This window comes from Pseudomonas sp. AP42, from assembly GCF_001728935.1.
In the GTDB taxonomy this organism is placed as follows: domain Bacteria; phylum Pseudomonadota; class Gammaproteobacteria; order Pseudomonadales; family Pseudomonadaceae; genus Aquipseudomonas; species Aquipseudomonas lactis.
On record NZ_LYSO01000008.1, the window covers coordinates 67626 to 89633 of the forward strand.

At 61.2% G+C, this 22008-nt stretch carries 20 protein-coding genes; 10 read left to right on the forward strand and 10 right to left on the reverse strand.

From position 1 onward, the window contains the following. Window positions 1-153: 153 nt before the first annotated feature. The 3 genes from choV to A7K61_RS05070 form a co-directional block, all read right to left on the reverse strand. Window positions 154-1332 carry a choline ABC transporter ATP-binding protein gene (gene choV, locus A7K61_RS05060; RefSeq protein ID WP_032894931.1) on the reverse strand — a complete coding sequence of 393 codons (1179 nt, stop codon included), beginning with the start codon at window positions 1330-1332 and terminating at the stop codon, window positions 154-156. Next, the gene (gene choW / locus A7K61_RS05065; RefSeq protein WP_003194913.1) at window positions 1329-2174 is read right to left on the reverse strand and encodes a choline ABC transporter permease subunit; all 846 of its coding nucleotides are present in this window, start codon (window positions 2172-2174) and stop codon (window positions 1329-1331) included. The genes choV and choW overlap by 4 nt, the downstream gene beginning before the upstream one ends. Before the next feature lie 69 nt (window positions 2175-2243). After that, a complete protein-coding gene (locus A7K61_RS05070; RefSeq protein WP_032894932.1) occupies window positions 2244-3191 on the reverse strand; it encodes a choline ABC transporter substrate-binding protein in 948 nt (315 codons plus the stop codon). A gap of 416 nt (window positions 3192-3607) precedes the next feature. On the opposite strand from A7K61_RS05070, the gene A7K61_RS05075 reads away from it, so the two are divergent. Both A7K61_RS05075 and A7K61_RS05080 read left to right on the forward strand, forming a co-directional pair. Further along, window positions 3608-4984 (forward strand): L-serine ammonia-lyase, encoded by a 1377-nt coding sequence (locus A7K61_RS05075; protein ID WP_069557086.1) that lies wholly within the window; start codon window positions 3608-3610, stop codon window positions 4982-4984. Window positions 4985-5496: 512 nt separating this feature from the next. Beyond that, entirely contained in the window at window positions 5497-6600 is a 1104-nt protein-coding gene (locus A7K61_RS05080) for a GlxA family transcriptional regulator (RefSeq protein WP_003194907.1), read from the forward strand. A 127-nt stretch (window positions 6601-6727) separates the two neighbouring features. Here the strand turns inward: A7K61_RS05080 and A7K61_RS05085 are convergent, their stop codons facing one another. The 5 genes from A7K61_RS05085 to A7K61_RS05105 all read right to left on the reverse strand — a co-directional run bounded on the left by A7K61_RS05085 (window position 6728) and on the right by A7K61_RS05105 (window position 10838). Continuing rightward, window positions 6728-6991 carry a hypothetical protein gene (locus tag A7K61_RS05085; protein ID WP_032894934.1) on the reverse strand — a complete coding sequence of 88 codons (264 nt, stop codon included), beginning with the start codon at window positions 6989-6991 and terminating at the stop codon, window positions 6728-6730. Between the two features lie 223 nt (window positions 6992-7214). Continuing rightward, entirely contained in the window at window positions 7215-7709 is a 495-nt protein-coding gene (locus A7K61_RS05090; protein WP_069557087.1) for a thioesterase family protein, read from the reverse strand. A gap of 119 nt (window positions 7710-7828) precedes the next feature. Continuing rightward, window positions 7829-8794: an L-carnitine dehydrogenase gene (locus tag A7K61_RS05095; RefSeq protein ID WP_069557088.1), complete on the reverse strand. Its 966-nt coding sequence runs from the start codon at window positions 8792-8794 to the stop codon at window positions 7829-7831. A 138-nt stretch (window positions 8795-8932) separates the two neighbouring features. Next, on the reverse strand, window positions 8933-9820 hold the full coding sequence (locus tag A7K61_RS05100; protein WP_044271833.1) for a 3-keto-5-aminohexanoate cleavage protein: 888 nt from the start codon (window positions 9818-9820) through the stop codon (window positions 8933-8935). 73 nt (window positions 9821-9893) lie between these two features. Continuing rightward, window positions 9894-10838 carry a choline ABC transporter substrate-binding protein gene (locus A7K61_RS05105; RefSeq protein ID WP_047711955.1) on the reverse strand — a complete coding sequence of 315 codons (945 nt, stop codon included), beginning with the start codon at window positions 10836-10838 and terminating at the stop codon, window positions 9894-9896. 195 nt (window positions 10839-11033) lie between these two features. On the opposite strand from A7K61_RS05105, the gene A7K61_RS05110 reads away from it, so the two are divergent. Together A7K61_RS05110 and A7K61_RS05115 are read left to right on the forward strand one after the other, a co-directional pair. Further along, entirely contained in the window at window positions 11034-11978 is a 945-nt protein-coding gene (locus tag A7K61_RS05110; protein ID WP_032894941.1) for a GlxA family transcriptional regulator, read from the forward strand. Window positions 11979-12218: 240 nt separating this feature from the next. After that, the gene (locus A7K61_RS05115; RefSeq protein WP_047711954.1) at window positions 12219-12647 is read left to right on the forward strand and encodes a hypothetical protein; all 429 of its coding nucleotides are present in this window, start codon (window positions 12219-12221) and stop codon (window positions 12645-12647) included. Between the two features lie 7 nt (window positions 12648-12654). On the opposite strand, the gene A7K61_RS05120 is transcribed toward A7K61_RS05115, so the two are convergent. Together A7K61_RS05120 and A7K61_RS05125 are read right to left on the reverse strand one after the other, a co-directional pair. After that, on the reverse strand, window positions 12655-13071 hold the full coding sequence (locus A7K61_RS05120; protein ID WP_069557089.1) for a DUF3010 family protein: 417 nt from the start codon (window positions 13069-13071) through the stop codon (window positions 12655-12657). Between the two features lie 40 nt (window positions 13072-13111). Next, window positions 13112-13513 (reverse strand): lysozyme inhibitor LprI family protein, encoded by a 402-nt coding sequence (locus A7K61_RS05125; RefSeq protein ID WP_044271826.1) that lies wholly within the window; start codon window positions 13511-13513, stop codon window positions 13112-13114. 218 nt (window positions 13514-13731) lie between these two features. On the opposite strand from A7K61_RS05125, the gene A7K61_RS05130 reads away from it, so the two are divergent. From A7K61_RS05130 to A7K61_RS05155, 6 genes are all read left to right on the forward strand, one after another. Beyond that, a complete protein-coding gene (locus A7K61_RS05130) occupies window positions 13732-14709 on the forward strand; it encodes a dipeptidase (protein WP_014720245.1) in 978 nt (325 codons plus the stop codon). Between the two features lie 78 nt (window positions 14710-14787). Next, window positions 14788-15318 carry a DUF5943 domain-containing protein gene (locus tag A7K61_RS05135; RefSeq protein ID WP_008033249.1) on the forward strand — a complete coding sequence of 177 codons (531 nt, stop codon included), beginning with the start codon at window positions 14788-14790 and terminating at the stop codon, window positions 15316-15318. A 15-nt stretch (window positions 15319-15333) separates the two neighbouring features. Then, the gene (dgcA, locus tag A7K61_RS05140) at window positions 15334-17394 is read left to right on the forward strand and encodes a dimethylglycine demethylation protein DgcA (RefSeq protein WP_032894946.1); all 2061 of its coding nucleotides are present in this window, start codon (window positions 15334-15336) and stop codon (window positions 17392-17394) included. Window positions 17395-17552: 158 nt separating this feature from the next. Beyond that, window positions 17553-19496, forward strand: coding sequence for a dimethylglycine demethylation protein DgcB (gene dgcB / locus A7K61_RS05145; protein ID WP_069557090.1), 1944 nt, complete (start codon window positions 17553-17555; stop codon window positions 19494-19496). Next, complete coding sequence (locus A7K61_RS05150; RefSeq protein WP_069557091.1) at window positions 19496-20716, forward strand: electron transfer flavoprotein subunit alpha/FixB family protein; 1221 nt, start codon at window positions 19496-19498, stop codon at window positions 20714-20716. Before dgcB ends, A7K61_RS05150 begins: the two co-directional genes overlap by 1 nt. Window positions 20717-20720: 4 nt before the next feature. Further along, window positions 20721-21497 (forward strand): electron transfer flavoprotein subunit beta, encoded by a 777-nt coding sequence (locus A7K61_RS05155; protein WP_171905458.1) that lies wholly within the window; start codon window positions 20721-20723, stop codon window positions 21495-21497. The last annotated feature ends 511 nt before the right edge of the window (window positions 21498-22008 follow it).

A 22008-nucleotide genomic window follows, 5' to 3' on the forward strand; every position in this document is an offset into this window, starting at 1 on the left:
GGCGCCTTAACTGGCGCCGCTTAGCTAATGTGAAAGCAGATCAAAATGTGGGAGCGGGCTTGCTCGCGAATGCGGTGGATCAGTAATAGATGTACTCACTGACACACCGCATTCGCGAGCAAGCCCGCTCCCACATTTGCTCTGCGGTGCGGCTTAGCCCAGGTTCTTGCCCAGCAGGGCATGGTAGAGCTCACTGTCTCCCAAAATCCCCACCACCTTGTTGTTGTCGTGCAGCACCAGCTTGTTGCCTGTCTGGTAGCGAATCTGCAACGCATCGCGCATGCCGATGTTCGAGTCCACCAGCGTCGGTACGCGGCCCAAGCCTTCCACGGCCTGCCCTGGCGCCCAGTTTTGCAGGTTCATCGTCACGCCATTCTGGCGTGCGCCCTGGATGGTGTTGCCTTCGGCCAGGTCCAGCCAGGAGTCGCCACCCGGATCAAGGCACACTGAACCATTCACACGCGTGCAGTTATCCAGGGTGCGCATCAGGCTGCGCCCGCACAGCACGTTCAGCGGGTTGGTATGGGCGACGAAGGTGCGCACATAGTCATCCGCCGGGTTCAGCACAATCTCTTCCGGCACGCTGTACTGGATGATCTTGCCGTCTTTCATGATCGCGATACGGCTACCGAGTTTGAGTGCTTCGTCCAGGTCGTGGCTGACGAACACGATGGTCTTGCTCAACTTGCGTTGCAGTTCGAGCAGTTCATCTTGTAAGCCTTGGCGGATCAGCGGGTCGAGGGCCGAGAAGGGTTCGTCCATCAGCAGGATATCGGCGTCCATCGCCAGGGCGCGGGCCAGGCCGACGCGCTGCTGCATGCCGCCGGACAACTCGTCGGGCTTCTTGTTGCGCCATTGGCTCAGGCCTACCAGTTCGAGCTTTTCGTCCACCAGCGTGCGCCGTTCTTTCTCTGGGCGGCCCTGCATCTCCAGGCCGAAGCTGATGTTCTCGCGCACCGTCAGCCAGGGCATCAGGGCAAACTTCTGGAACACCATGGCGATGCGTTTGGTGCGCATCATTTTCAGTTCGGCGGGGGTGCAGGAGGCGATGTCGATCTGGCGACCTTCATGCTCCACAAACAGCTGGCCACGGCTGACGGTATTGAGGCCGTTGATGCAGCGCAGCAAGCTGGACTTGCCTGAGCCCGAGAGGCCCATCAGCACACAGATCTCGCCTTTCTCGATGTCCAGGCTGGCCTTTTCAACGCCGACAATCTGCCCGGTCTTCTTCAGGATTTCGTTACGGCTCATGCCCTGGTCCAGCAGCTTGAGCGCTTCGCGTGGGTCTTTGGAAAAGATCACGTCGACATTGTCGAATCGGATAATGCTCATGCATCACCCCCTACTTTAGCGTCGGGTTGTTTGCAGATACGGTCGAGCATGATGGCGAGCAATACAATGGCCAGGCCCGCTTCAAAGCCCAAGGCAATGTCTGCGGTGTTGAGTGCGTTGACCACCGGCTTGCCGAGGCCATCAGCGCCCACCAGGGCCGCGATCACCACCATCGACAGCGACAGCATGATGCACTGGGTAATGCCGGCGGCAATGCTCGGCATGGCGTGGGGCAGTTCAATGCGCGAGAGCAACTGGCGGCGCGAGCAGCCAAAGGCTTTGCCGGCGTCCATCAGCTCTTGCGGCACATCACGGATACCCAGGTAGGTCAGGCGGATCGGCGCGGCAATCGCGAACACCACCGTGGAAATCAGCCCAGGCACCACACCCAGCCCGAAGAGGGTCAGGGTAGGGATGAGGTAGACGAAGGTCGGCACGGTCTGCATCAGATCGAGTACCGGCCGCATCATGGTGTAGAACATCGGCTTATGCGCGGCAACAATGCCCAGCGGCACACCGATGACCACGCAGACCAGGGTGGCGAACAGCACCTGCGCGAGGGTTTCCATGGTTTCCTGCCAGTACCCCAGGTTGAGGATCAGCAGGAAGGAGGCGATGACAAAAACAGTCAGTCCCCATTTACGTTGAATAAAGTGAGCCAGCAGCGCAATCAGACCGATCAATGCCAGTGGATTGAACCAGGTCAGCGCAAACGTCACGCCGTGGATCATCGTTTCCAGGGTCGATGCGATTGCGTCGAAGTAGTTGGCCCCGTGTTGGGTCAACCAGTCGACGAAGGCAGCGATGTACTGGCCTAGTGGGATTTTCTGTTCAGTCAGCATGGTAGTGAATGTCCACATGCGAAGGGGAAAACATCCCAGGCCAGCGCACCGGCCTGGGGTCAGCGGGTGCTATTTGGCGAGGTAAGCTTTAACGGCATCGAGCCCTGGTTTGCCATCAACGGTGGTGACACCGGCGAGCCAGGTGTCGAGCACTTGCGGGTTCTTCTGCAGCCAGGCCTTGGCGGCAGCATCGGCCTTCATCTTGTCGTCCAGGACGTTCCCCATCAGGGTGCTTTCCATGTCGAGGGTGAACACCAGGTTCTTCAGCAACTGACCAACGTTGCTGCACTCCTGGGTGTAGCCTTTGCGGGTGTTGGTGTAGATGGTGGCCTGGCCGTAGTTGGGGCCGAACGAGTCGTCACCACCGGTCAGGTACTTCATCTTGAAGCGAGTGTTCATCGGGTGCGGTTCCCAGCCGAGGAACACGATGGCCTGGTCGCGCTTGGAGGCGCGCTCAACCTGGGAGAGCATGCCGGCTTCGCTGGATTCAACCACCTTGAAGCCGGCGGTTTTCAGGCCGAAGGCATCTTTGTCGATCAGCGTCTGGATGGTGCGGTTGCCATCGTTGCCCGGCTCGATGCCATAGATCTTGCCGTTCAGCTCATCCTTGAATTTGGCGATGTCGGCGAAGTCCTTCAGGCCCTTGTCGTACAGCGCTTGTGGGACTGCCAGGGTGTACTTGGCGTTCTCCAGGTTGGCGCGCACGGTTTCCACGGTGCCGGCATCACGGTACTGCTTGATGTCGTTTTCCATGGTCGGCATCCAGTTGCCGAGGAAAATGTCCATGTTCTTGCCGTCGGCCAGGGACTTGTAAGTCACCGGTACCGAAATCATCGTGGTGCGCGGCTTGTAGCCCAGGCCCTTGAGGATCTCGCTGGTGGTCGCGGTGGTGACGGTGATGTCGGTCCAGCCGACATCGGAGAAGTTGACGGTCTTGCACTGTTCCGGTTCTGCGGCGTGTGCCACGACTGGCAGACTCAGCATGGCGGCCAACAACAACGAGGGTGAACCTTTCATGTGGGTAGACTCCTGTGTCTTTTCTGGCGGCATTCGCCGCGCTTTATAAGTGTTGCGGTTGGAGCGTGAGACAACAGCTCTGGCGCGGTGCCTTGCAAACGAGTCGAGACTGATCATGTACCAGTGAAAATCTGACGCCTACAGGGGGCGTCGTATCCAGTACAGGGAGGGTCGCATCCAGTACCGATGACGTCGCTTACAGGTTTTTCCGAAGGTAAAACTGCTGTTTTTACCCTTCTGCACCGCAAAAAACGGCCAAAACTGGCGTTCGCACGCGAGCGCCGCTGGTGAGCATGAGTGCGTCGGTGTGAGACGCCGTGATGACGAATAAAAGCTTGATGATGCCGCCATCTGGGCGATCTGAGCGTAGCACCTCGTTCAAGCCCGGCCCGTGCTTATCGAGGAGTTTCACGTTAATGGCTATCAGCGTTTTCGACCTGTTCAAGATCGGCATCGGGCCTTCGAGTTCGCACACCGTGGGGCCCATGCGCGCCGCGGCGTTATTCGTTCAAGGGTTGCGTGAGCGTGGGAGGCTGGAACAGGTGCAGCGTGTCGAAGTGCAACTGTACGGCTCGTTGTCGGCCACCGGCATCGGTCATGGCAGCGACACCGCCACCATCATGGGCCTGATGGGCGAATGGCCGGACGCAATCGACCCCACGCAAATCGGCGCCCGCATTCACACCTTGCGCGAAACCGACACGTTGCTGCTCGACGGGCGGTTGCCGGTGCCGTTTGTGTGGGCCCGGGACATGCGCCTGCTCGATGAGAACCTGCCGTTTCATCCCAACGCCATGACCCTGGTGGTGTTTGGCGAAAACGGCGAGTTGCACCGCGACACCTATTACTCGGTGGGCGGCGGTTTCGTCGTGGATGAAGCCCAGGCCCAAAGTGGTGTGGCGGACATGGACCGTACCGAGCTGCCCTATGACTTTTCCAGTGCCGTGGAGCTGTTGCAGCTGTGCAAGACCCACAACCTGCGCGTTGCCGAACTGATGCTGGCGAATGAAAAAACCTGGCGCAGCGAAGAAGAAATCCGCAGCGGCCTGATGAAGCTCTGGCGCGCCATGCAAGATTGCGTGGAGCAGGGCCTCAAGCACGAAGGCATCCTGCCTGGCGGCTTGAACGTGCGCCGTCGCGCCGCCAAGTTGCACCGCAGCTTGCAGGAGCTGAACAAGCCCAATGTGATTGGCTCGACCTTGAGCGCCATGGAATGGGTCAACCTGTTCGCCCTGGCGGTCAACGAAGAAAACGCCGCCGGTGGGCGCATGGTCACGGCGCCTACCAATGGCGCGGCGGGGATCATCCCGGCGGTGTTGCACTACTTTATGAAGTTCAGTGAAGAAGTCACCGAAGCCAACGTGGTCGACTACCTGCTCGGCGCGGCGGCGGTGGGCATCCTGTGTAAAAAGAACGCCTCGATCTCGGGGGCCGAAGTCGGTTGCCAGGGTGAGGTCGGTTCCGCGTGCGCCATGGCTGCGGCCGGATTGGCGGAGATCCTCGGCGCCACGCCGGAGCAACTGTGCAACGCCGCCGAAATCGGTTTGGAACATAACCTTGGCCTGACCTGCGACCCGGTGGGCGGTTTGGTGCAAGTGCCGTGTATCGAGCGCAATGCGATCGCGGCGGTGAAGGCGATCAACGCGGCGCAAATGGCGTTGCGTGGCGATGGCCAGCACTTCATCTCGTTGGACCGGGTGATCCGCACCATGCGTGATACCGGGGCCGATATGCATGACAAGTACAAAGAGACATCGCGGGGTGGGTTGGCGGTGAGTGCGGTCGAGTGCTGAGACCGAGTTGCCTGCATTCGCGAGCAAGCCCGCTCCCACACTCGACCGCATTTCGTCAGGATGTACTCGGTCAAATGTGGGAGCGGGCTTGCTCGCGAATGCGGTAGCTCAGCCAGCGCTGCTCACAAAGTGAACACCCTAAGCCAAAATCGCCACCTTTTAGCGCGTCGCAAATAGATAAGTAGCTTCCGAACGATTCCTACACGATCACACGCCTGATGTGCTTTGGGTGACAGACTTCTCCTACGCCCGCAAAGCGCCTTCCCACAAGTGCTACCGATCTGCTCACACCCCTTGAACCCCGCCCGTTAGGCGTCATATCCCGCACTTCACGCGCGGGCTTGTATAGACGCATCAACAGGTCGTTTTCAGGAGTTCTTGAATAGCCATTCAATTTTAGGCATGGCATTTGCTCTATCAATTGCAAAGCCTCTCCTTTTCAGGACGAGCGCAATAACAAGAGCCTCGCCTGAGGCCACCACCTGCTTTGTGTGATGTGAGGAGATACTGCGATGACGTCGACCAACTCCGGGGCCCAACCCCAGAACCGTGCGCCTCAATCCATCGGCTTTTTGCTGCTGGACAATTTCACGCTGATTTCCCTGGCGTCAGCCGTGGAGCCACTGCGCATGGCCAACCAGCTGTCCGGCCGCGAGCTGTATCGCTGGACAACGCTGAGTGTCGACGGCAACCAGGTGTGGGCCAGCGATGGCCTGCAAATCACCCCCGATGCCTCCATGCACAAAGCCCCCGTCCTGGACACGGTCATCGTGTGCGGCGGCGTGGGTATCCAGCGCACCGTCACCCGTGAGCATGTGTCGTGGCTGCAAAGCCAGGCACGCCAGTCTCGTCGCCTCGGCGCGGTGTGCACCGGCAGCTGGGCCCTGGCCTGCGCCGGCTTGCTCGACGGCTTTGATTGCAGCGTGCACTGGGAATGCCTGGCGTCGATGCAGGAAGCCTTCCCGCGGGTGGCCATGAGCACGCGCCTGTTCACCCTCGACCGGAACCGCTTCACCAGCTCCGGCGGCACCGCGCCCCTGGACATGATGCTGCACCTGATCAGCCGCGACCACGGCCGTGAATTGTCCGCCGCCATCTCCGAGATGTTCGTGTACGAACGCATCCGCAACGAACAGGATCACCAGCGTGTGCCGCTCAAGCATATGCTCGGCACCAACCAGCCAAAACTGCAGGAAATCGTCGCGCTGATGGAAGCCAACCTCGAAGAGCCGATCGACCTGGACGAACTGGCGGTGTATGTCGCCGTGTCGCGCCGGCAGTTGGAGCGGCTGTTCCAGAAATACCTGCACTGCTCGCCGTCACGCTACTACCTCAAGCTGCGCCTGATTCGCGCACGGCAACTGCTCAAGCAGACGCCAATGTCGATCATCGAAGTCGCCTCGGTGTGCGGGTTTGTGTCTACGCCGCACTTTTCCAAGTGCTACCGCGAGTACTTCGGCATTCCGCCTCGGGATGAGCGCGTAGGCTCCAACACCACCCAGCAAGTGGCGATGATGCCGATTCCGCCGGCACTGGTGCTGTCACCGTTGTCGGGGCCGATGTCGGCGTTGAGCCAGGCGCGCAACGAGTCGACGTTTGCCAGCGTAAGGCTCTGACACCAGGCTGCCTTATGGTAGGAGCGAGCTCGCTCGCGAAAAACCCAAGATCGCCGTGGGGTATCTGACGCCCCGCGTTATCATTGGCGATTTTCGCGAGCAAGCTCGCTCCTACAGAGGATGTATTTCAGGCGCCAGAGCTTTGTTTGAACTGCATCAGCGCAGGCAACAATTGCTTGTCGATCGCCTGCCTCACCGCCGGCAAAATCGTCGCACTGCCGCTGTACATCTTTTCAACCATGCCCTTGAGCGCCTTGGCCCGCGCTTCGCTCAACCCGCGCACCGCACATTCGCAAGCCTGCTCGGCGGTAGCGCCGCTGGACACTTCAAAACCCAGTGAGCGCAGTTGGCCCAGCAGGTCATCCTGGTCAATCAAATCCGCGTGCATCATGACGGTCATCCTGGTGTAGGGAGCGGGAATTGACTTGGATTCTGGTAGGCCCCAGGACTGGCGGCAAGGGCAGAATCCAGCGATGGCTCGTATGGCTATGAACAGGTCGTTTTCGGGTCACTTGATCTGACCCGTAACAGGCACACTGACCCCAGGCACGCAGCTTGACGGTTTGGTCACCCTCGAATGCACGGCTCACACAAAGCACTCTGCCCCGATCCCGTCACGGCTGGATTGGGGCTTTTTTTTGCGCGGGCAGCCCGATCACCCGGCCGAGCAGGGCAGGCCGGGGTAGGTCGGCGTGTTCCTGGCTCAGGGCAGTGAGTTTTTCCAGGGTGGCGCCGGCAAACGGCGCCGACTGCGGCCCGGCCAGGTCGACATGCAGCAGCATCTGCTCGTTACCGGCCAACTCGCGCCCTTCGCCCACAAGGTGCAGGCTGTGATAGAGATGCAGGCGCTTGGCGTCGTGGGCGATCAGTTGGGTATGCACCTCAACCTCGGTGCCGAGCTTTACCTCGTGCAGGTAGTTCAGGTGCAACTCCAGGGTGAACAGCGAGTGGCCGCTGGCTTCGCGGTTTTCGCTGTCCAGCCCCAGGGTGTCCATCAGCGCATCGGTGGCGTAGCTGAAGATCAGCAGGTAGAACGCGTCACGCAGATGGCCGTTGTAGTCGACCCAGTCCGGCAGGATTTTCGTGGTGTAGGTGGTCAGTGCGGGCATGGTAGGAATTCCAATGTGTAGGAGCGAGCTTGCTCGCGAAAAACTCAAGATCGCCGTGGGGTACCTGATGCCCCGCGTTATCGTTGGCGATCTTCGCGAGCAAGCTCGCTCCTACAGGGTTATTCGGCGAAGTTCATGCCGTGCTTGGCCTTGGTTGTTTTTACGGCTTCCAGCACCGCTAGCAGGCAGTCATCACGATAGCGCTCCAGCGCCGAAATGCTGTGGTTACCTAACTGATCGGCGGTGCCGTCGACCACATCATCAATCAATTTTTCAGTCAGTTCAGGTGCTGGTAGATAAGTCCACGGCAACTGCAACGCTGGGCCGAACTGCGCCATGAAGTGGCGCATGCCGGCATCGCCGCCCGCCAGGGTGTAAGTGAGGAAGGTACCCATGAATGACCAGCGCAACCCGGCACCAAAACGAATGGCATCGTCGATTTCGCCGGTGGTCGCCACGCCGTCATTGACCAGGTGCAGCGCCTCTCTCCACAGCGCTTCCAGCAGGCGGTCGGCAATAAACCCCGGCACTTCCTTGCGTACATGCAGCGGGCGCATGCCGAGGGATTCATACACCTTGATCGCTGCCCGGATCGCCTCTGGCGCGGTGTTTTTGCCGCCCACCACTTCTACCAGTGGCAACAGGTAGACCGGGTTGAAGGGGTGGCCAACCACGCAGCGTTCCGGGTGGGTGGAGCTTTCATAGAATTCGCTGGGCAACAGCCCGGAGGTGCTGGAACCTATCAAGGCATTGGGCTTGGCCGAGGCGCTGATCTGGCTGTGCAATTGCAGCTTCAGCTCCAGGCGTTCCGGGGCGCTTTCCTGGATGAAGTCGGCGTCTTTCACGCAGTCTTCGATGGTGGTGACAAAGCGCAGGCGGTCTTGGGAGGCACCGGGCGCCAGGCCCTGTTGTTCAAGGGCAGTCCAGGCGTTGGCGACGCGTTTGCGCAGGGCTGCCTCGGCACCGGGCGCGGGGTCCCAGGCGACTACATCCAGGCCACGGGCAAGGGCACGGGACACCCAGCCGCTGCCGATGACGCCGCTGCCCAACGCGGCGAAGGTTTTGATGTCGGTGATAAAGCGCATGGCATATTCCTAAAAAGTTCGGTAATCCCCTGTGGGAGCGGGCTTGCTCGCGAATGCGGTGTGCCAGTGGGTGCATTCGGTACTGACCCACCGCATTCGCGAGCAAGCCCGCTCCCACAGGGTTGTGTGGTGTCTGTGTTAGCCGCGTTGGGTCAGGCCCATCTTGATGCGGCCTTCGGCCGGGGTCAGGACCCGTGCGCCTAACCGGCTGAGAATTTCACTGGCGCGTTCCACCAACTGGCCATTGGTGGCGAGCACGCCCTTGTCCAGCCACAGGTTGTCCTCAAGGCCCACCCGTACGTTGCCGCCCAGCAGCACCGCCTGCGCGGCCATCGGCATTTGCATGCGACCAATGCCGAAGCCCGCCCACACCGCGTCGGCGGGGAGGTTGTCGACCATGGCTTTCATGGTGGTGGTGTCGGCCGGTGCGCCCCAGGGAATGCCCAGGCACAGTTGGAACAGCGGGTTATCGAGCAACCCTTCCTTGATCATCTGCTTGGCGAACCACAGGTGGCCGGTGTCGAAAATCTCCAGCTCGGCCTTTACGCCCAGTTCCTGGATACGTTTGGCGCCGGCACGCAGTTGCGCCGGGGTGGACACGTAAATGGTGTCGCCATCACCGAAGTTCAGCGTGCCGCAGTCCAGGGTGCAGATTTCCGGCAGCAGCTCTTCGACGTGGGCCAGGCGGGTCAGTGGGCCGACCAGGTCGGTATTGGGCCCGAACTCCATGGGATTCTCGCCGCCACCGATCTCCAGGTCGCCGCCCATGCCGGCGGTGAGGTTGACGATGATGTCGATGTCGGCCTCGCGGATGCGCTCCATCACTTCACGGTACAGGGCTACATCGCGGCTGAATTTGCCGGTTTGCGGGTCGCGTACATGGCAATGCACCACGGTGGCGCCGGCTTTGGCGGCCTCTACCGCGGCGGCGGCGATTTGTTTGGGCGTGACCGGCACGTGTGGGCTTCGGGCGGTCGTGTCGCCAGCACCGGTGAGTGCGCAGGTGATGATGACGTCGTGGTTCATGAGGCGGTTCCTTACAGGCGTGGTGGTGCCGTTCGCGGTCGCAAGTGGCCGCGAAACGGTGGTTCGCAAAACGTTATTTGCTGGTCAGTTGCAGGTTGGTCGCGGCAGGTTTGCCGTCGAAAGTGGTGACGCCATCGAGCCAGCGCTGCCGGTCTTGAGGGTGATCCTTGAGCCACTGCCGTGCGGATTCCAAGGCGTCCTTGTGATCCAGCAGCGGCTGCATCATCCGGCTCTCGTCGGCGGCAGTGAATGTCAGGTTGGTCAGTAGCTTATGCACGTTGGGGCACTGTTCGGCGTAGGCCGGCGCGGTCACGGTCCACACGGTGGCCATGCCTTCGTTCGGGCCCAGGGCGTCTTCGCTGCCGGAGAGGTAAGTCATCGCCACATTGACGTTCATCGGGTGCGGCGCCCACCCAAAGAACACCACGGCTTCCTTGCGGCGCACGGCACGGTCCACGGCCGCCAACATGCCGGCTTCGCTGGACTCCACCAACTGGAACTTGCCCAGGCCGAACTGGTTCTTGGCGATCATCGCCTTGATCTGGGTATTGGCGCCCGAGCCCGGCTCGATGCCATAAATCTTGCCGCCCAGCTCTTTCTCGAACCTGGCGATGTCGGCAAAGGTTTTCAGGCCCTTGTCGGCCAGGTAAGTCGGCACTGCGAGGGTGGCGCGGGCGTCTTCCAGGCTGGCTTTGTCGAGGACTTTGACTTGCTTGGCGTCGACGAACGGCGTGATGGTCTGGGTCATCAGCGGGTTCCAGTAACCCAGAAACAGGTCCAGGCGCTGGTCGCGGATGCCGGCAAAGATGATTTGCTGAGAGGCGCTGGTTTGTTTGGTCTTGTAGCCGAGGCCATCGAGCAGCACCTGGGCCATGGCGCTGGTGGCGATGACGTCGGTCCAGTTCACCACGCCCATGCGCACGTTCTGGCAAGCAGGGGCATCCGCTGCCATGACAGGGGTGCTCAAAATAGCGCTGGCGCTGAGTGCAAGTACGCAGCGGCTGATCAGTCGGTTCATGGGTGTAGCCCTCGGCAGGTCGTTATTGTGGGTGCCGGCGTCTTGGTGCGCCGTGGGATCACGTTACGCAGCTTGGCGCCCCGCAAAGCGCACGGCGGCGACTCGCTCTTGCACTGCAGCGACCTGTGCTCTTGAATGGCCGGTTGAACTGGCGTATCACAGTGACCACGCTGCCCGTCCGACGAGAGCGCCACCATGTCCCAGGATGTCTATTTCTTGCTGATGCCGGGTTTCTCGGCCCTCGGTTTTATCTCCGCACTGGAACCGTTGCGGGTGGCCAACCGCTTTCGCGGCGAGCTGTACCGCTGGCACATCTTGAGTGCCGATGGCGGCGCGGTGCTGGCGAGCAACGGTATGTCGGTCAACGCCGACGCCGCGCTTGAGCCGCTGAAAAAAGGCGCGACTTTACTGGTGGTGGCCGGTTTCGAACCCCTGCAGTTCGCCACGCCCGCCCTGGAGCATTGGCTGCGCCGCCTCGACCATGAGGGTGTGACCCTCGGCGCCATCGACACCGGCGCCTGCGTGCTGGCCGAGGCGGGCCTGCTCGACGGCCACCGCTTGACCTTGCACTGGGAAGCCATCGACGCCTTCAAGGAAGCCTATCCGCACCTGAGCGTGACCCAGGAACTGTTCGAAATCGACCGGCGCCGCATCACCTGCGCCGGCGGCACGGCCTCCATCGACCTGATGCTCGACCTCATCGCCCAGGCCCACGGCCCGGAGCTGGCTATCCAGGTTTCCGAGCAATTCGTACTAAGCCGCATCCGCCCGCGCAAAGACCACCAGCGCATGCAGATCGCCACGCGCTACGGCATCAATAACAAGAAGCTGGTGCACGTGATCGGCGAAATGGAACAGCACACCGAACCGCCCCTGAGCACCTTGGCCCTGGCCGAAACAATCAAGGTCACCCGACGCCAACTGGAGCGGCTGTTTCGCCTGCACCTCAACGACACCCCCAGTAACTTCTACCTTGGCCTGCGCCTGGAAAAAGCCCGCAAACTGCTGCGCCAGAGCGACATGAGCGTGCTGGAAGTGAGTATTGCGTGCGGGTTTGAGTCACCGTCGTATTTCACGCGAAGTTATCGAGCCAGGTTCGCCAAATGCCCTAGGGAGGACCGGCGACGGGAGGTGGTTTAAGCGTTGGTGCAGATTCAAGGTGGGAGCTGGCTTGCCTGCGATTGCGATGTATCAGTTGGCCTATGCAGTGCTGACCCGCCGCCATCGCAGGCAAGCCAGCTCCTACATTGGTAAGTAGTGTGGTGTCAGGAAGCGCATGTGGTGGTGTGGGAATATTCTTGTTTTGCAAGGTTGCGGGCGATTACTGGAAACGGACTGCTAACGTTCAAAGGGTTCCTTACGTAACCATAAGAGGTTGGCATGCTGAAAAAACTAATCACTCTGATCGCACTCGCGTCCACCCCAGTGTGGGCCGCCCAGGCGCCAGCGCCTTTCACGGGCGCCGATTACAGCGGGCGTTATGAGTGCACTGGCCAGGACAAACATATCGGCAACTTCAAAGGCGTTGTCGACATGAAACTCGACGCCAAGCAAAGCACTGGCAAATATGCGGCCTACACCTTCACTCTGACCCTGGAAGACAAGTCCCGCTATGAAGGCATGGCCGCCGGGACTGCCGATACCCTGGGTATCTACTTCGCCCACACCGACCCTGCCTTGAAAGACTTTGGTGTGGGTGTCGCCCAAGTAACACCTACCCCAGAAGGCAAGGTGTCCTTCGTCAAGTATTACTACGGCCCAGAATACGAAGGCGGCGGGCACGGCCTGGAGCACTGCGTCAAAAGCTGACGCGCAGTTATTTCTTCATCAGGCCTGAGCAGGCTGTTTTATAGGCCTCGTGCTGATACTTGTTGAGCGTCGCGGGCAGATCAAAGGTGTGCTTCTTGTTCTGTGCATTGATGGTCTGCGGCGACAGCAGCGTCACCTCCACCCCATCCAGCAACTGAAACACCCCTTCAATCTTGAACGTCGTCGGGCCACCGGCGAACTCGCCTTTTTTGCTGCGCTTCTTAATGGCAATGCGCGTGATGCCGTTGGCCTGGACGAATGCTTTTGCCTGGGCGGCAAAGGCTTTGACGTTGGCCGCTTCGTCGTCATCGTCGAGGGCGATTTTCTTGGTGGCCAGGGCGACGTGGGTCAGCGCCTGGTTGTCCAGGGAGGCGACGGCGATGATGGCTTCGCTGCCTTTGATTTCGATGCCGCAGAGAGTCATGAGTAGCCTTGATCAAAAGAGAAAGTGGCGCGATTGTCGCTTATTCCTGGCCAATCGACTCCAAAAACTCCGACCGCTCATCACTCATCCGCGCCAGGCAGTCGTTGTGCGCAATGGCATAGGCCTTGGTGCCGGTTACCGCCGGGAAGGTGTCCACTGCACAATCGGCGTCGCGCAGTTTTTCCCATTTTTGCTGGGCATCCTTCAGACGGGCGGTAATGTCCGCCAGTTTGGTCTTGTCGCTGCCGTAGGTCGAACCCATGCGCTCCAGCAACCCCTGATAGTTATCCTTGAGCAATTGCTCGGCGGTGGTTTTGTTGTAGGTGGCGCATTCCAGGGTTTGCTGGTCGTTCTCGATACCGTCGCACGGCGTGCTGTCGGGGTCTTCGGCCGCGTGGGCGGTGGTTGCGATGAGTGCCAAAGCCAGGAAAATCGATTTCATTGCGCCGTCTCATATCAGGTGATGAGGAATTCTGGCTCAAGCGTAAGACAAAGAACAGCCGACCGTGGGGCCTGTCTTCGCAGCCTTTGTCGCGGATTGACGCTTTCGGCAATTCCCCTGTCGTTTTTGCACCCGGCTCCGTCGGTGCCTGGGCATATGCTGGCCCCAAAGCGCCGGCAGACGATTCGGCGCATGAATCGCCAATAAGGGGACGCCTGATGAGCCCAGCCGAGTTGCACGCCGACAGCATCGTTATCGACGGTCTGATTATTGCCAAGTGGAACCGCGACCTGTTCGAAGACATGCGCAAAGGTGGCCTCACCGCCGCCAATTGCACGGTGTCGGTGTGGGAAGGCTTCCAGGCCACGATCAACAACATCGTTGCCAGCCAGACCCTGATCCGCGAAAACAGCGACCTGGTGATCCCGGTGAAAACCACCGCCGACATCCGCCGCGCCAAGGAGCAGGGCAAGACCGGCATCATCTTCGGCTTCCAGAATGCCCATGCCTTTGAGGACCAGCTCGGCTATGTCGAGATCTTCAAGCAGCTCGGCGTGGGCGTGGTGCAGATGTGCTACAACACCCAGAACCTGGTGGGCACCGGTTGCTATGAGCGCGATGGCGGCCTCTCGGGTTTCGGGCGTGAGATCGTCGGCGAGATGAACCGCGTCGGCATCATGTGCGACCTGTCCCACGTCGGCTCCAAGACCAGCGAAGAGGTCATCCTCGAATCGAAAAAGCCGGTGTGCTACTCCCACTGCCTGCCGTCCGGGCTTAAAGAGCACCCGCGCAACAAGTCCGATGAAGAGCTGAAGTTCATCGCCGACCATGGCGGTTTTGTCGGCGTGACCATGTTTGCGCCGTTCCTTGCCAAGGGCATCGACTCGACCATCGACGACTACGCCGAAGCCATCGAATACACCATGAACATCGTCGGCGAAGACGCGATCGGCATCGGCACCGACTTCACCCAGGGCCATGGCCAGGATTTCTTCGAAATGCTCACCCATGACAAGGGTTACGCCCGCCGCCTGACCAGCTTCGGCAAGATCATCAACCCGCTGGGCATCCGCACCGTGGGCGAGTTCCCCAACCTCACCGAGACCCTGCTCAAGCGCGGCCACAGCGAGCGCGTGGTGCGCAAGATCATGGGCGAGAACTGGGTCAACGTACTCAAGGACGTCTGGGGCGAATAAGCCACTGCTCGCTTAATCCTTCACCCGCCGCCATCCGCGCGGCGGGCATCAAAACGAATTTTCTGGAGTTAAGTTTCCATGGCCAAGATCGCCCCGCAATTGCCTATCGAAGTCGACAGCGAAACCGGTGTCTGGACCTCCGACGCCCTGCCGATGCTGTACGTGCCACGCCATTTCTTCGTCAACAACCATATGGGCATCGAAGAAGTGCTGGGCGCTGACGCCTACGCCGAGATCCTCTACAAGGCTGGCTACAAGTCCGCTTGGCACTGGTGTGAAAAAGAAGCTGAATGCCACGGCCTGGAAGGCGTTGCGGTGTTCGAACACTACATGAAGCGCCTGTCGCAACGCGGTTGGGGCCTGTTCAAGATCCAGGACATCGACCTGGACAAAGGCACCGCCAGCGTCAAGCTGGAACACTCGGCGTTCGTCTATGTGTACGGCAAGGTCGGTCGCAAGGTGGACTACATGTTCACCGGCTGGTTTGCCGGCGCCATGGACCAGATCCTGCAAGCGCGTGGCAGCAAGATCCGCACTGTCGCCGAACAAGTCTACGGAGGCTCCGAAGAGGGCCACGATGATGGTTTGTTCACCGTCAAACCGTTGTAAGCCGAGGACCGTGCCATGGCTTTCGAAGCAATGTTCCAGCCGATCCAGATCGGCAAACTGACCATCCGCAACCGGGTGCTCAGCACTGCGCATGCCGAGGTGTATGCCACCGACGGCGGCATGACCACCGACCGCTATGTGAAGTACTACGAAGAGAAAGCCAAGGGCGGTATTGGCCTGGCGATCTGCGGCGGCTCCTCGGTGGTGGCCATCGACAGCCCGCAGGAATGGTGGGCGTCGGTGAACCTGTCCACCGACCGCATCATCCCGCACTTCCAGAACCTGGCCGATGCCATGCACAAGCATGGCGCCAAGATCATGATCCAGATTACCCACATGGGCCGGCGCTCGCGGTGGGACGGCTTCAACTGGCCGACCCTGATGTCGCCGTCCGGCGTGCGTGAGCCGGTGCACCGTGCCACCTGCAAGACCATCGAGCCGGAAGAGATCTGGCGCGTGATTGGCAACTACGCCCAGGCTGCGCGCCGGGCCAAGGCCGGTGGCCTGGACGGGGTGGAATTGTCGGCCGTGCACCAGCACATGATCGACCAGTTCTGGAGCCCGCGGGTCAACAAGCGTACCGACGAATGGGGCGGCACTTTCGAGGGCCGCATGAAGTTCGGCCTGGAAGTGTTGAAGGCCGTGCGTGCAGAGGTGGGTGACGACTTCTGCGTGGGCATGCGCCTGTGCGGCGACGAGTTCCACCCGGACGGCTTGTCCCACGAGGACATGAAGCAAATCGCCAAGTACTACGACGACACTGGCATGCTCGATTTCATCGGTGTGGTGGGCTCGGGTTGCGACACCCACAACACCCTGGCCAACGTCATCCCGAACATGAGCTACCCGCCGGAGCCGTTCCTGCACCTGGCGGCCGGCATCAAGGAAGTGGTCAAGGTGCCGGTGCTGCACGCGCAGAACATCAAGGACCCGAACCAGGCCACGCGCATTCTGGAAGGCGGCTATGTGGACATGGTCGGCATGACCCGTGCGCACATTGCCGACCCGCACCTGATCGCCAAGATCAAGATGGGCCAGATCGACCAGATCAAGCAGTGCGTGGGCGCCAACTACTGCATCGACCGCCAGTACCAGGGCCTGGATGTGCTGTGCATCCAGAACGCCGCGACCTCCCGTGAATACATGGGCGTGCCGCACATCATCGAGAAGTCCACCGGGCCCAAGCGCAAGGTGGTTGTGGTGGGCGCCGGCCCGGCCGGGATGGAAGCCGCGCGCGTGGCGGCTGAACGTGGCCACGACGTGACGCTGTTCGAGAAAAAAGAGTTTATCGGCGGGCAAATCACCACCGCGTCGAAAGCGCCGCAGCGTGACCAGATCGCCGGTATCACCCGTTGGTATCAACTGGAACTGGCGCGCTTGAAAGTCGACCTGCGCCTGGGTGTTGCAGCCGATGCCGAGACCATCCTGGACGTGCGTCCGGACGTGGTGGTGCTGGCGGTGGGCGGTCATCCGTTCATCGAGCAGAACGAACACTGGGGCGCCGCCGAAGGCTTGGTGGTGAGCAGTTGGGACGTGCTCGACGGCAAGGTGGCGCCGGGCAAGAACGTGCTGGTGTACGACACCATCTGTGAATTCACCGGCATGTCGGTGGCCGACTTCTTGGCCGACAAAGGCAGCCAGGTGGAAATCGTCACCGACGACATCAAGCCGGGCGTGGCGATCGGCGGTACGTCGTTCCCCACGTACTACCGCAGCATGTACCCCAAGGAAGTGATCATGACCGGCGACATGATGCTGGAAAAGGTCTACCGCGAGGGCGACAAGCTGGTGGCCGTGCTGGAGAACGAATACACCGGCGCCAAAGAGGAGCGGGTGGTCGACCAGGTGGTGGTGGAGAACGGCGTGCGTCCGGACGAGGCCATTTACTACGGGCTCAAGGAAGGTTCGCGCAACAAGGGCCAGATCGACGTTGAAGCCTTGTTTGCGATCAAGCCGCAGCCCTGCTTGAGCGAAGCGGGCGAGGGGTACTTGCTGTTCCGCATTGGTGACTGTGTGGCCCAGCGCAATACCCACGCCGCCATCTATGACGCCCTGCGCTTGTGCAAGGATTTCTGACGAGGTGAACTCGGTCAAATGTGGGAGCGGGCTTGCTCGCGAAGGCGGTGTATCAGGCACTGGATGCATCGACTGACACGCCGTCTTCGCGAGCAAGCCCGCTCCCACATTCAGGGCCAGTTTCACAGTAGACCTGTGTGGTCTTCGGGAGCTTCACCATGCTGAATACCCTTCTTCCCATCCTGCTCTTTGCCGCCCTGGGCCTCGCCGTCCTCGGCGCCCTGCGCCGGGTGAACATGTGGCGCCGTGGCCGCGCATCCAAAGTCGACCTGCTCGGTGGCCTGCTGGCCATGCCCAAGCGCTACATGGTCGACCTGCACCACGTGGTCGCCCGTGACAAATACATCGCCAACACCCACGTTGCGACGGCGCTGGGCTTTGTGCTGTCGGCGCTGCTGGCGATTGTGGTGCACGGCTTCGGCCTGCAGAGCCGCATCCTTGGCTATGCGCTGCTGCTGGCGTCGACATTGATGTTTGTCGGCGCGATCTTCATGTACCTGCGCCGCCGCAATCCGCCTGCGCGCCTGTCCAAAGGCCCGTGGATGCGCCTGCCGAAAAGCCTGATGGCCTTCTCGGCGAGCTTCTTCCTGGTGACCTTGCCGGTGGCCGGGATTCTGCCCGCTGACTTCGGCGGCTGGTTGCTCGCGGCATTGCTGAGCGTGGGCGTGTTGTGGGGCGTGTCCGAAATGTTCTTAGGCATGACCTGGGGCGGGCCGATGAAACACGCCTTCGCCGGTGCCCTGCACCTGGCCTGGCACCGCCGCGCCGAACGCTTTGGCGGTGGCCGCTCCACCGGGTTGAAACCGTTGGATCTGAGCGATAAAACCGCACCGCTGGGCGTGGAAAAGCCCAAGGACTTCACCTGGAACCAATTGCTTGGCTTTGACGCCTGCGTGCAGTGCGGCAAGTGCGAAGCGGCGTGCCCGGCGTTTGCCGCCGGCCAGCCATTGAACCCGAAAAAACTCATCCAGGACATGGTGGTCGGCCTGGCCGGTGGCACCGATGCCAAGTTCGCCGGCAGCCCGTACCCCGGCAAACCGGTGGGCGAACACGGCGGCAACCCGCACCAGCCGATCGTCAACGGCCTGGTGGACGCCGAGACCCTGTGGTCGTGCACCACCTGCCGCGCCTGCGTGGAAGAGTGCCCGATGATGATCGAGCACGTGGACGCCATCGTCGACATGCGCCGCCATCTCACCCTGGAAAAAGGCGCTACGCCGAACAAGGGCGCCGAAGTCCTGGAAAACCTGATCGCTACTGACAACCCTGGCGGCTTTGCCCCCGGTGGTCGCCTGAACTGGGCGGCAGACCTGAACCTGCCGCTGCTCAGCGACAATGGCAGTTGCGATGTGCTGTTCTGGGTCGGCGATGGCGCCTTCGACATGCGTAACCAACGTACCCTGCGCGCCTTCGTAAAAGTGCTCAAGGCCGCCAAGGTCGACTTCGCCGTGCTTGGCCTGGAAGAACGCGACAGCGGTGACGTGGCGCGCCGCCTCGGCGATGAAGCGACATTCCAGCTGCTGGCCACGCGCAATATCCAGACCCTGGCCAAGTACAGTTTCAAGCGCATCGTCACCTGCGACCCGCACAGTTTCCATGTGCTGAAAAACGAATACGGTGCCTTCAACGGCAACTACCGGGTGCAGCACCACAGCACCTTCATGGCCGAGCTGATTGGCGAGGGCGCGCTGAACCTGGGCCAGCACAAAGGCAACAGCGTGACCTACCACGACCCGTGCTACCTGGGCCGCTACAACGGTGAATACGAGGCGCCGCGTCAAGTGCTGCGGGCGTTGGGTATCGAGGTCAAGGAAATGCAACGCTCGGGCTTCCGTTCACGCTGCTGCGGTGGCGGCGGCGGCGCGCCGATCACCGACATTCCCGGTAAGCAACGCATTCCCGATATGCGCATGGACGACATCCGCGAAACCGGTGCCGAACTGGTGGCCGTGGGTTGCCCGCAATGCACCGCGATGCTGGAAGGCGTGGTCGAACCACGCCCGTTGATCAAAGACATCGCCGAGCTGGTCGCCGACGCGTTGCTTGAAGACGCCGCGCCAGCCAAAGCCCCCCTCAAGCGTGAACCTGCGGAGGTGCACTGATGAGCGACATTATCCGCCGCGACCCACGGGCCGAATGGATCGCCCGTAACCGCCTGCACCCGTTGCACGCGGCCATGCAGCCGGTGCAACACAGTTGGATGGGCCCCAACGGCATCATTCGCAAAAACGTGCATGGTGTCGGTTTTATCGGCCCCAACGGCATCAAGCGCATCGACCGCAGTGGTGCCCAGCAGGGCGGCGCAGCCAAGCGTACCGCGGCGGTGGAAGTGCAATTGCCGCTGCATCAGGTGCCGGTCCCGGCGTTCTACATCAACGTGGTGCCAGACATGGTCGGCGGCCGCCTGAGCAGCCACGACCGCGACCTGCTTGGCCTGGCGCGCCAACTGGCCGGCAGTGACGGCGCGGTGTTGGCGGTGGTGTTCGGTGAACACAAGGAAAGCGCCTTTGCCACCGCCGGCGTCGACCGACTGCTGGTGCTGGAGGGGCATGAATTCGAAGGTTATGCACCGGAGCAACGCGTGCAGGGTTTGCGTGCTGTGGATAACCAATTCAGCCCGCGCCACTGGCTGCTGCCAGACAGCCGCAGCGGTGGTGGCGAACTGGGGCGACGTTTTGCCGCCAGCCTCAAGGAACGCCCGGCAACGCGGGTGTGGCAGATCAAGGGCGATGAATGCATCGGCCGGGCCGGTGCCGGCCAGGAAGACCTGGCGCGACCGTTGCCCCGTCTGATCCTCGCCGCCGCCGAATGTGCCGATCCGGTCAGCGAGACCCGCCACGAAGTCTTGCCCGTGGAATTATCCACAGGCCTGGCGCGCAGTTTGCCGCGTATCGAAGACCTCGGCGCGGTGGCGGTCGACCCGGCAGCGATTCCAATGGCCGAGGCCGAGTTCATTTTCTCCGGTGGCAACGGTGTGAAGGACTGGGCGCTGTTCCACCAGACCGCTGCGGCTCTGGGCGCCACCGAAGGCGCCTCGCGGGTGGCGGTGGATGATGGCTTCATGGCGCGTGATCGCCAGGTCGGCGCCAGCGGTACCTGGGTCACTGCGCGGGTGTACGTAGCCGTCGGGATTTCCGGGGCGATCCAGCACCTGCAAGGCATTGGTGCCTGCGACAAGGTGGTGGCAATCAACCTCGACCCGGGTTGCGACATGATCAAGCGTGCCGACCTGTCGGTGATTGGCGAAAGCGCCGCGATACTCAACGCTTTGATCGCAGCGGTCGAAACCTACCGCAACGGCGCCAAGCGCGATGCAGCCTGAGGATATGACCATGACGAACACTGTATTCAGCCTGGTGTCCATCGGCGCTCACCCCACCTCCGGGCGCCCACGCCGCGCCGAGCAGGACGCGCGCGCGGTCGAGCTGGGGCTGCAACTGGCTGGGGATAGGTTGCAGGTACTGCACGCGGGTGATGTCAGCGAACCGACCCTGCGCAGCTACCTGGGCATGGGCCTGCCGCAACTGCAGGTACTCGAACAGCCGGCGGGCGCCGATGCGTTGCCGGTGCTCAGCGAGTATCTGCGCGACGCGGGCGCCCAAGTGGTACTGACCGGAAGCCAGGCAGAAACCGGCGAAGGTTCGGGGATGCTGCCGTTCCTGTTGGCCGAACAACTGGGCTGGCCGCTGATTGTGGGGCTGGCGCAGGTGGAGTCCATCGACGCCGGCGTAGCCCTGGTGCTGCAGGCGTTGCCTCGCGGCCAGCGGCGGCGCTTGAAGGTGCGCCTGCCGTTTCTTGCCACTGTGGATAACGCCGCGCCCAAGCCACGCCAGAGCGCCTACGGCCCGGCGCAACGGGGTGAACTGGCCGCCCATGACGTCGAGATTGAACAGGATGAGTTATTCACAGGCGCACTGCTGCAACCGGCCAAGCCCCGGCCCAAGCGCCTCAAGGTGATCAAGGCCAAGAGCGGCGCCGATCGGATGAAGGCTGCCACGGCCAAGGCCAGTGGGGGTGGGGGGCAGGTGCTCAAGGGCGTCAGCGCCGAAGAAGGCGCGCAGGCGATTCTCAAGCTTCTTGTAGAAGAGGGTGTCGTACGCTGATACCTGACCACCACCAAACCTTGTGGGAGCTGGCTTACCCACAAGACCTGTTGATCCGCCTGTGGATAACCTGTTCGCGGCTGTCCACAAGCCCGGCGTATCAAGCTCTCCAGCCCTTTGTACGAAAAATAACCAGCCTAACTCTCGGTTTTTGCTCAGGTTTTCATCGGCTCAATGCCTCGACTTGCCCCCAAAGTCTGTTGGCGCTTTTGTGGATAAGATGTTCGCTATCCGCTACAGGCCTTATGAAACGTGGCTTTCGCAGGATTGGTTAATAATTGATCAAATCTAACTTTTTCGCGTTTTTAACTGCGGCACATCCCCGATTTATGAGGGTTTCCCAGGCTTTTCCACAACCCGGACAAAGTTGCCCCCAAAGTCTGTTGGTGCATCTGTGGATAAGGTGTTCGCTTACCGCTGAAAGCCACGCCAAACAAGGCTCTTGTAGGTTTGATCAATAAATGAACAGCTTAAGATAAAACCCGCAAGTTTAAATAAGTCACGGATTTTC

What these genes read in the sequence shown, in the direction of transcription:
- A7K61_RS05075 (WP_069557086.1), top strand. Translation starts at nt 3,608, where the DNA reads ATGGCTATCAGCGTTTTCGACCTGTTCAAGATCGGCATCGGGCCTTCG.
- dgcA (WP_032894946.1), top strand. Translation starts at nt 15,334, where the DNA reads ATGGCTTTCGAAGCAATGTTCCAGCCGATCCAGATCGGCAAACTGACC.
- choW (WP_003194913.1), bottom strand. Translation starts at nt 2,174, where the DNA reads ATGCTGACTGAACAGAAAATCCCACTAGGCCAGTACATCGCTGCCTTC.
- A7K61_RS05105 (WP_047711955.1), bottom strand. Translation starts at nt 10,838, where the DNA reads ATGAACCGACTGATCAGCCGCTGCGTACTTGCACTCAGCGCCAGCGCT.
- A7K61_RS05120 (WP_069557089.1), bottom strand. Translation starts at nt 13,071, where the DNA reads ATGACTCTCTGCGGCATCGAAATCAAAGGCAGCGAAGCCATCATCGCC.
- dgcB (WP_069557090.1), top strand. Translation starts at nt 17,553, where the DNA reads ATGCTGAATACCCTTCTTCCCATCCTGCTCTTTGCCGCCCTGGGCCTC.
- A7K61_RS05130 (WP_014720245.1), top strand. Translation starts at nt 13,732, where the DNA reads ATGAGCCCAGCCGAGTTGCACGCCGACAGCATCGTTATCGACGGTCTG.
- A7K61_RS05100 (WP_044271833.1), bottom strand. Translation starts at nt 9,820, where the DNA reads ATGAACCACGACGTCATCATCACCTGCGCACTCACCGGTGCTGGCGAC.
- A7K61_RS05135 (WP_008033249.1), top strand. Translation starts at nt 14,788, where the DNA reads ATGGCCAAGATCGCCCCGCAATTGCCTATCGAAGTCGACAGCGAAACC.
- choV (WP_032894931.1), bottom strand. Translation starts at nt 1,332, where the DNA reads ATGAGCATTATCCGATTCGACAATGTCGACGTGATCTTTTCCAAAGAC.
- A7K61_RS05070 (WP_032894932.1), bottom strand. Translation starts at nt 3,191, where the DNA reads ATGAAAGGTTCACCCTCGTTGTTGTTGGCCGCCATGCTGAGTCTGCCA.
- A7K61_RS05125 (WP_044271826.1), bottom strand. Translation starts at nt 13,513, where the DNA reads ATGAAATCGATTTTCCTGGCTTTGGCACTCATCGCAACCACCGCCCAC.
- A7K61_RS05085 (WP_032894934.1), bottom strand. Translation starts at nt 6,991, where the DNA reads ATGATGCACGCGGATTTGATTGACCAGGATGACCTGCTGGGCCAACTG.
- A7K61_RS05095 (WP_069557088.1), bottom strand. Translation starts at nt 8,794, where the DNA reads ATGCGCTTTATCACCGACATCAAAACCTTCGCCGCGTTGGGCAGCGGC.
- A7K61_RS05150 (WP_069557091.1), top strand. Translation starts at nt 19,496, where the DNA reads ATGAGCGACATTATCCGCCGCGACCCACGGGCCGAATGGATCGCCCGT.
- A7K61_RS05090 (WP_069557087.1), bottom strand. Translation starts at nt 7,709, where the DNA reads ATGCCCGCACTGACCACCTACACCACGAAAATCCTGCCGGACTGGGTC.
- A7K61_RS05110 (WP_032894941.1), top strand. Translation starts at nt 11,034, where the DNA reads ATGTCCCAGGATGTCTATTTCTTGCTGATGCCGGGTTTCTCGGCCCTC.
- A7K61_RS05155 (WP_171905458.1), top strand. Translation starts at nt 20,721, where the DNA reads ATGACCATGACGAACACTGTATTCAGCCTGGTGTCCATCGGCGCTCAC.
- A7K61_RS05080 (WP_003194907.1), top strand. Translation starts at nt 5,497, where the DNA reads ATGACGTCGACCAACTCCGGGGCCCAACCCCAGAACCGTGCGCCTCAA.
- A7K61_RS05115 (WP_047711954.1), top strand. Translation starts at nt 12,219, where the DNA reads ATGCTGAAAAAACTAATCACTCTGATCGCACTCGCGTCCACCCCAGTG.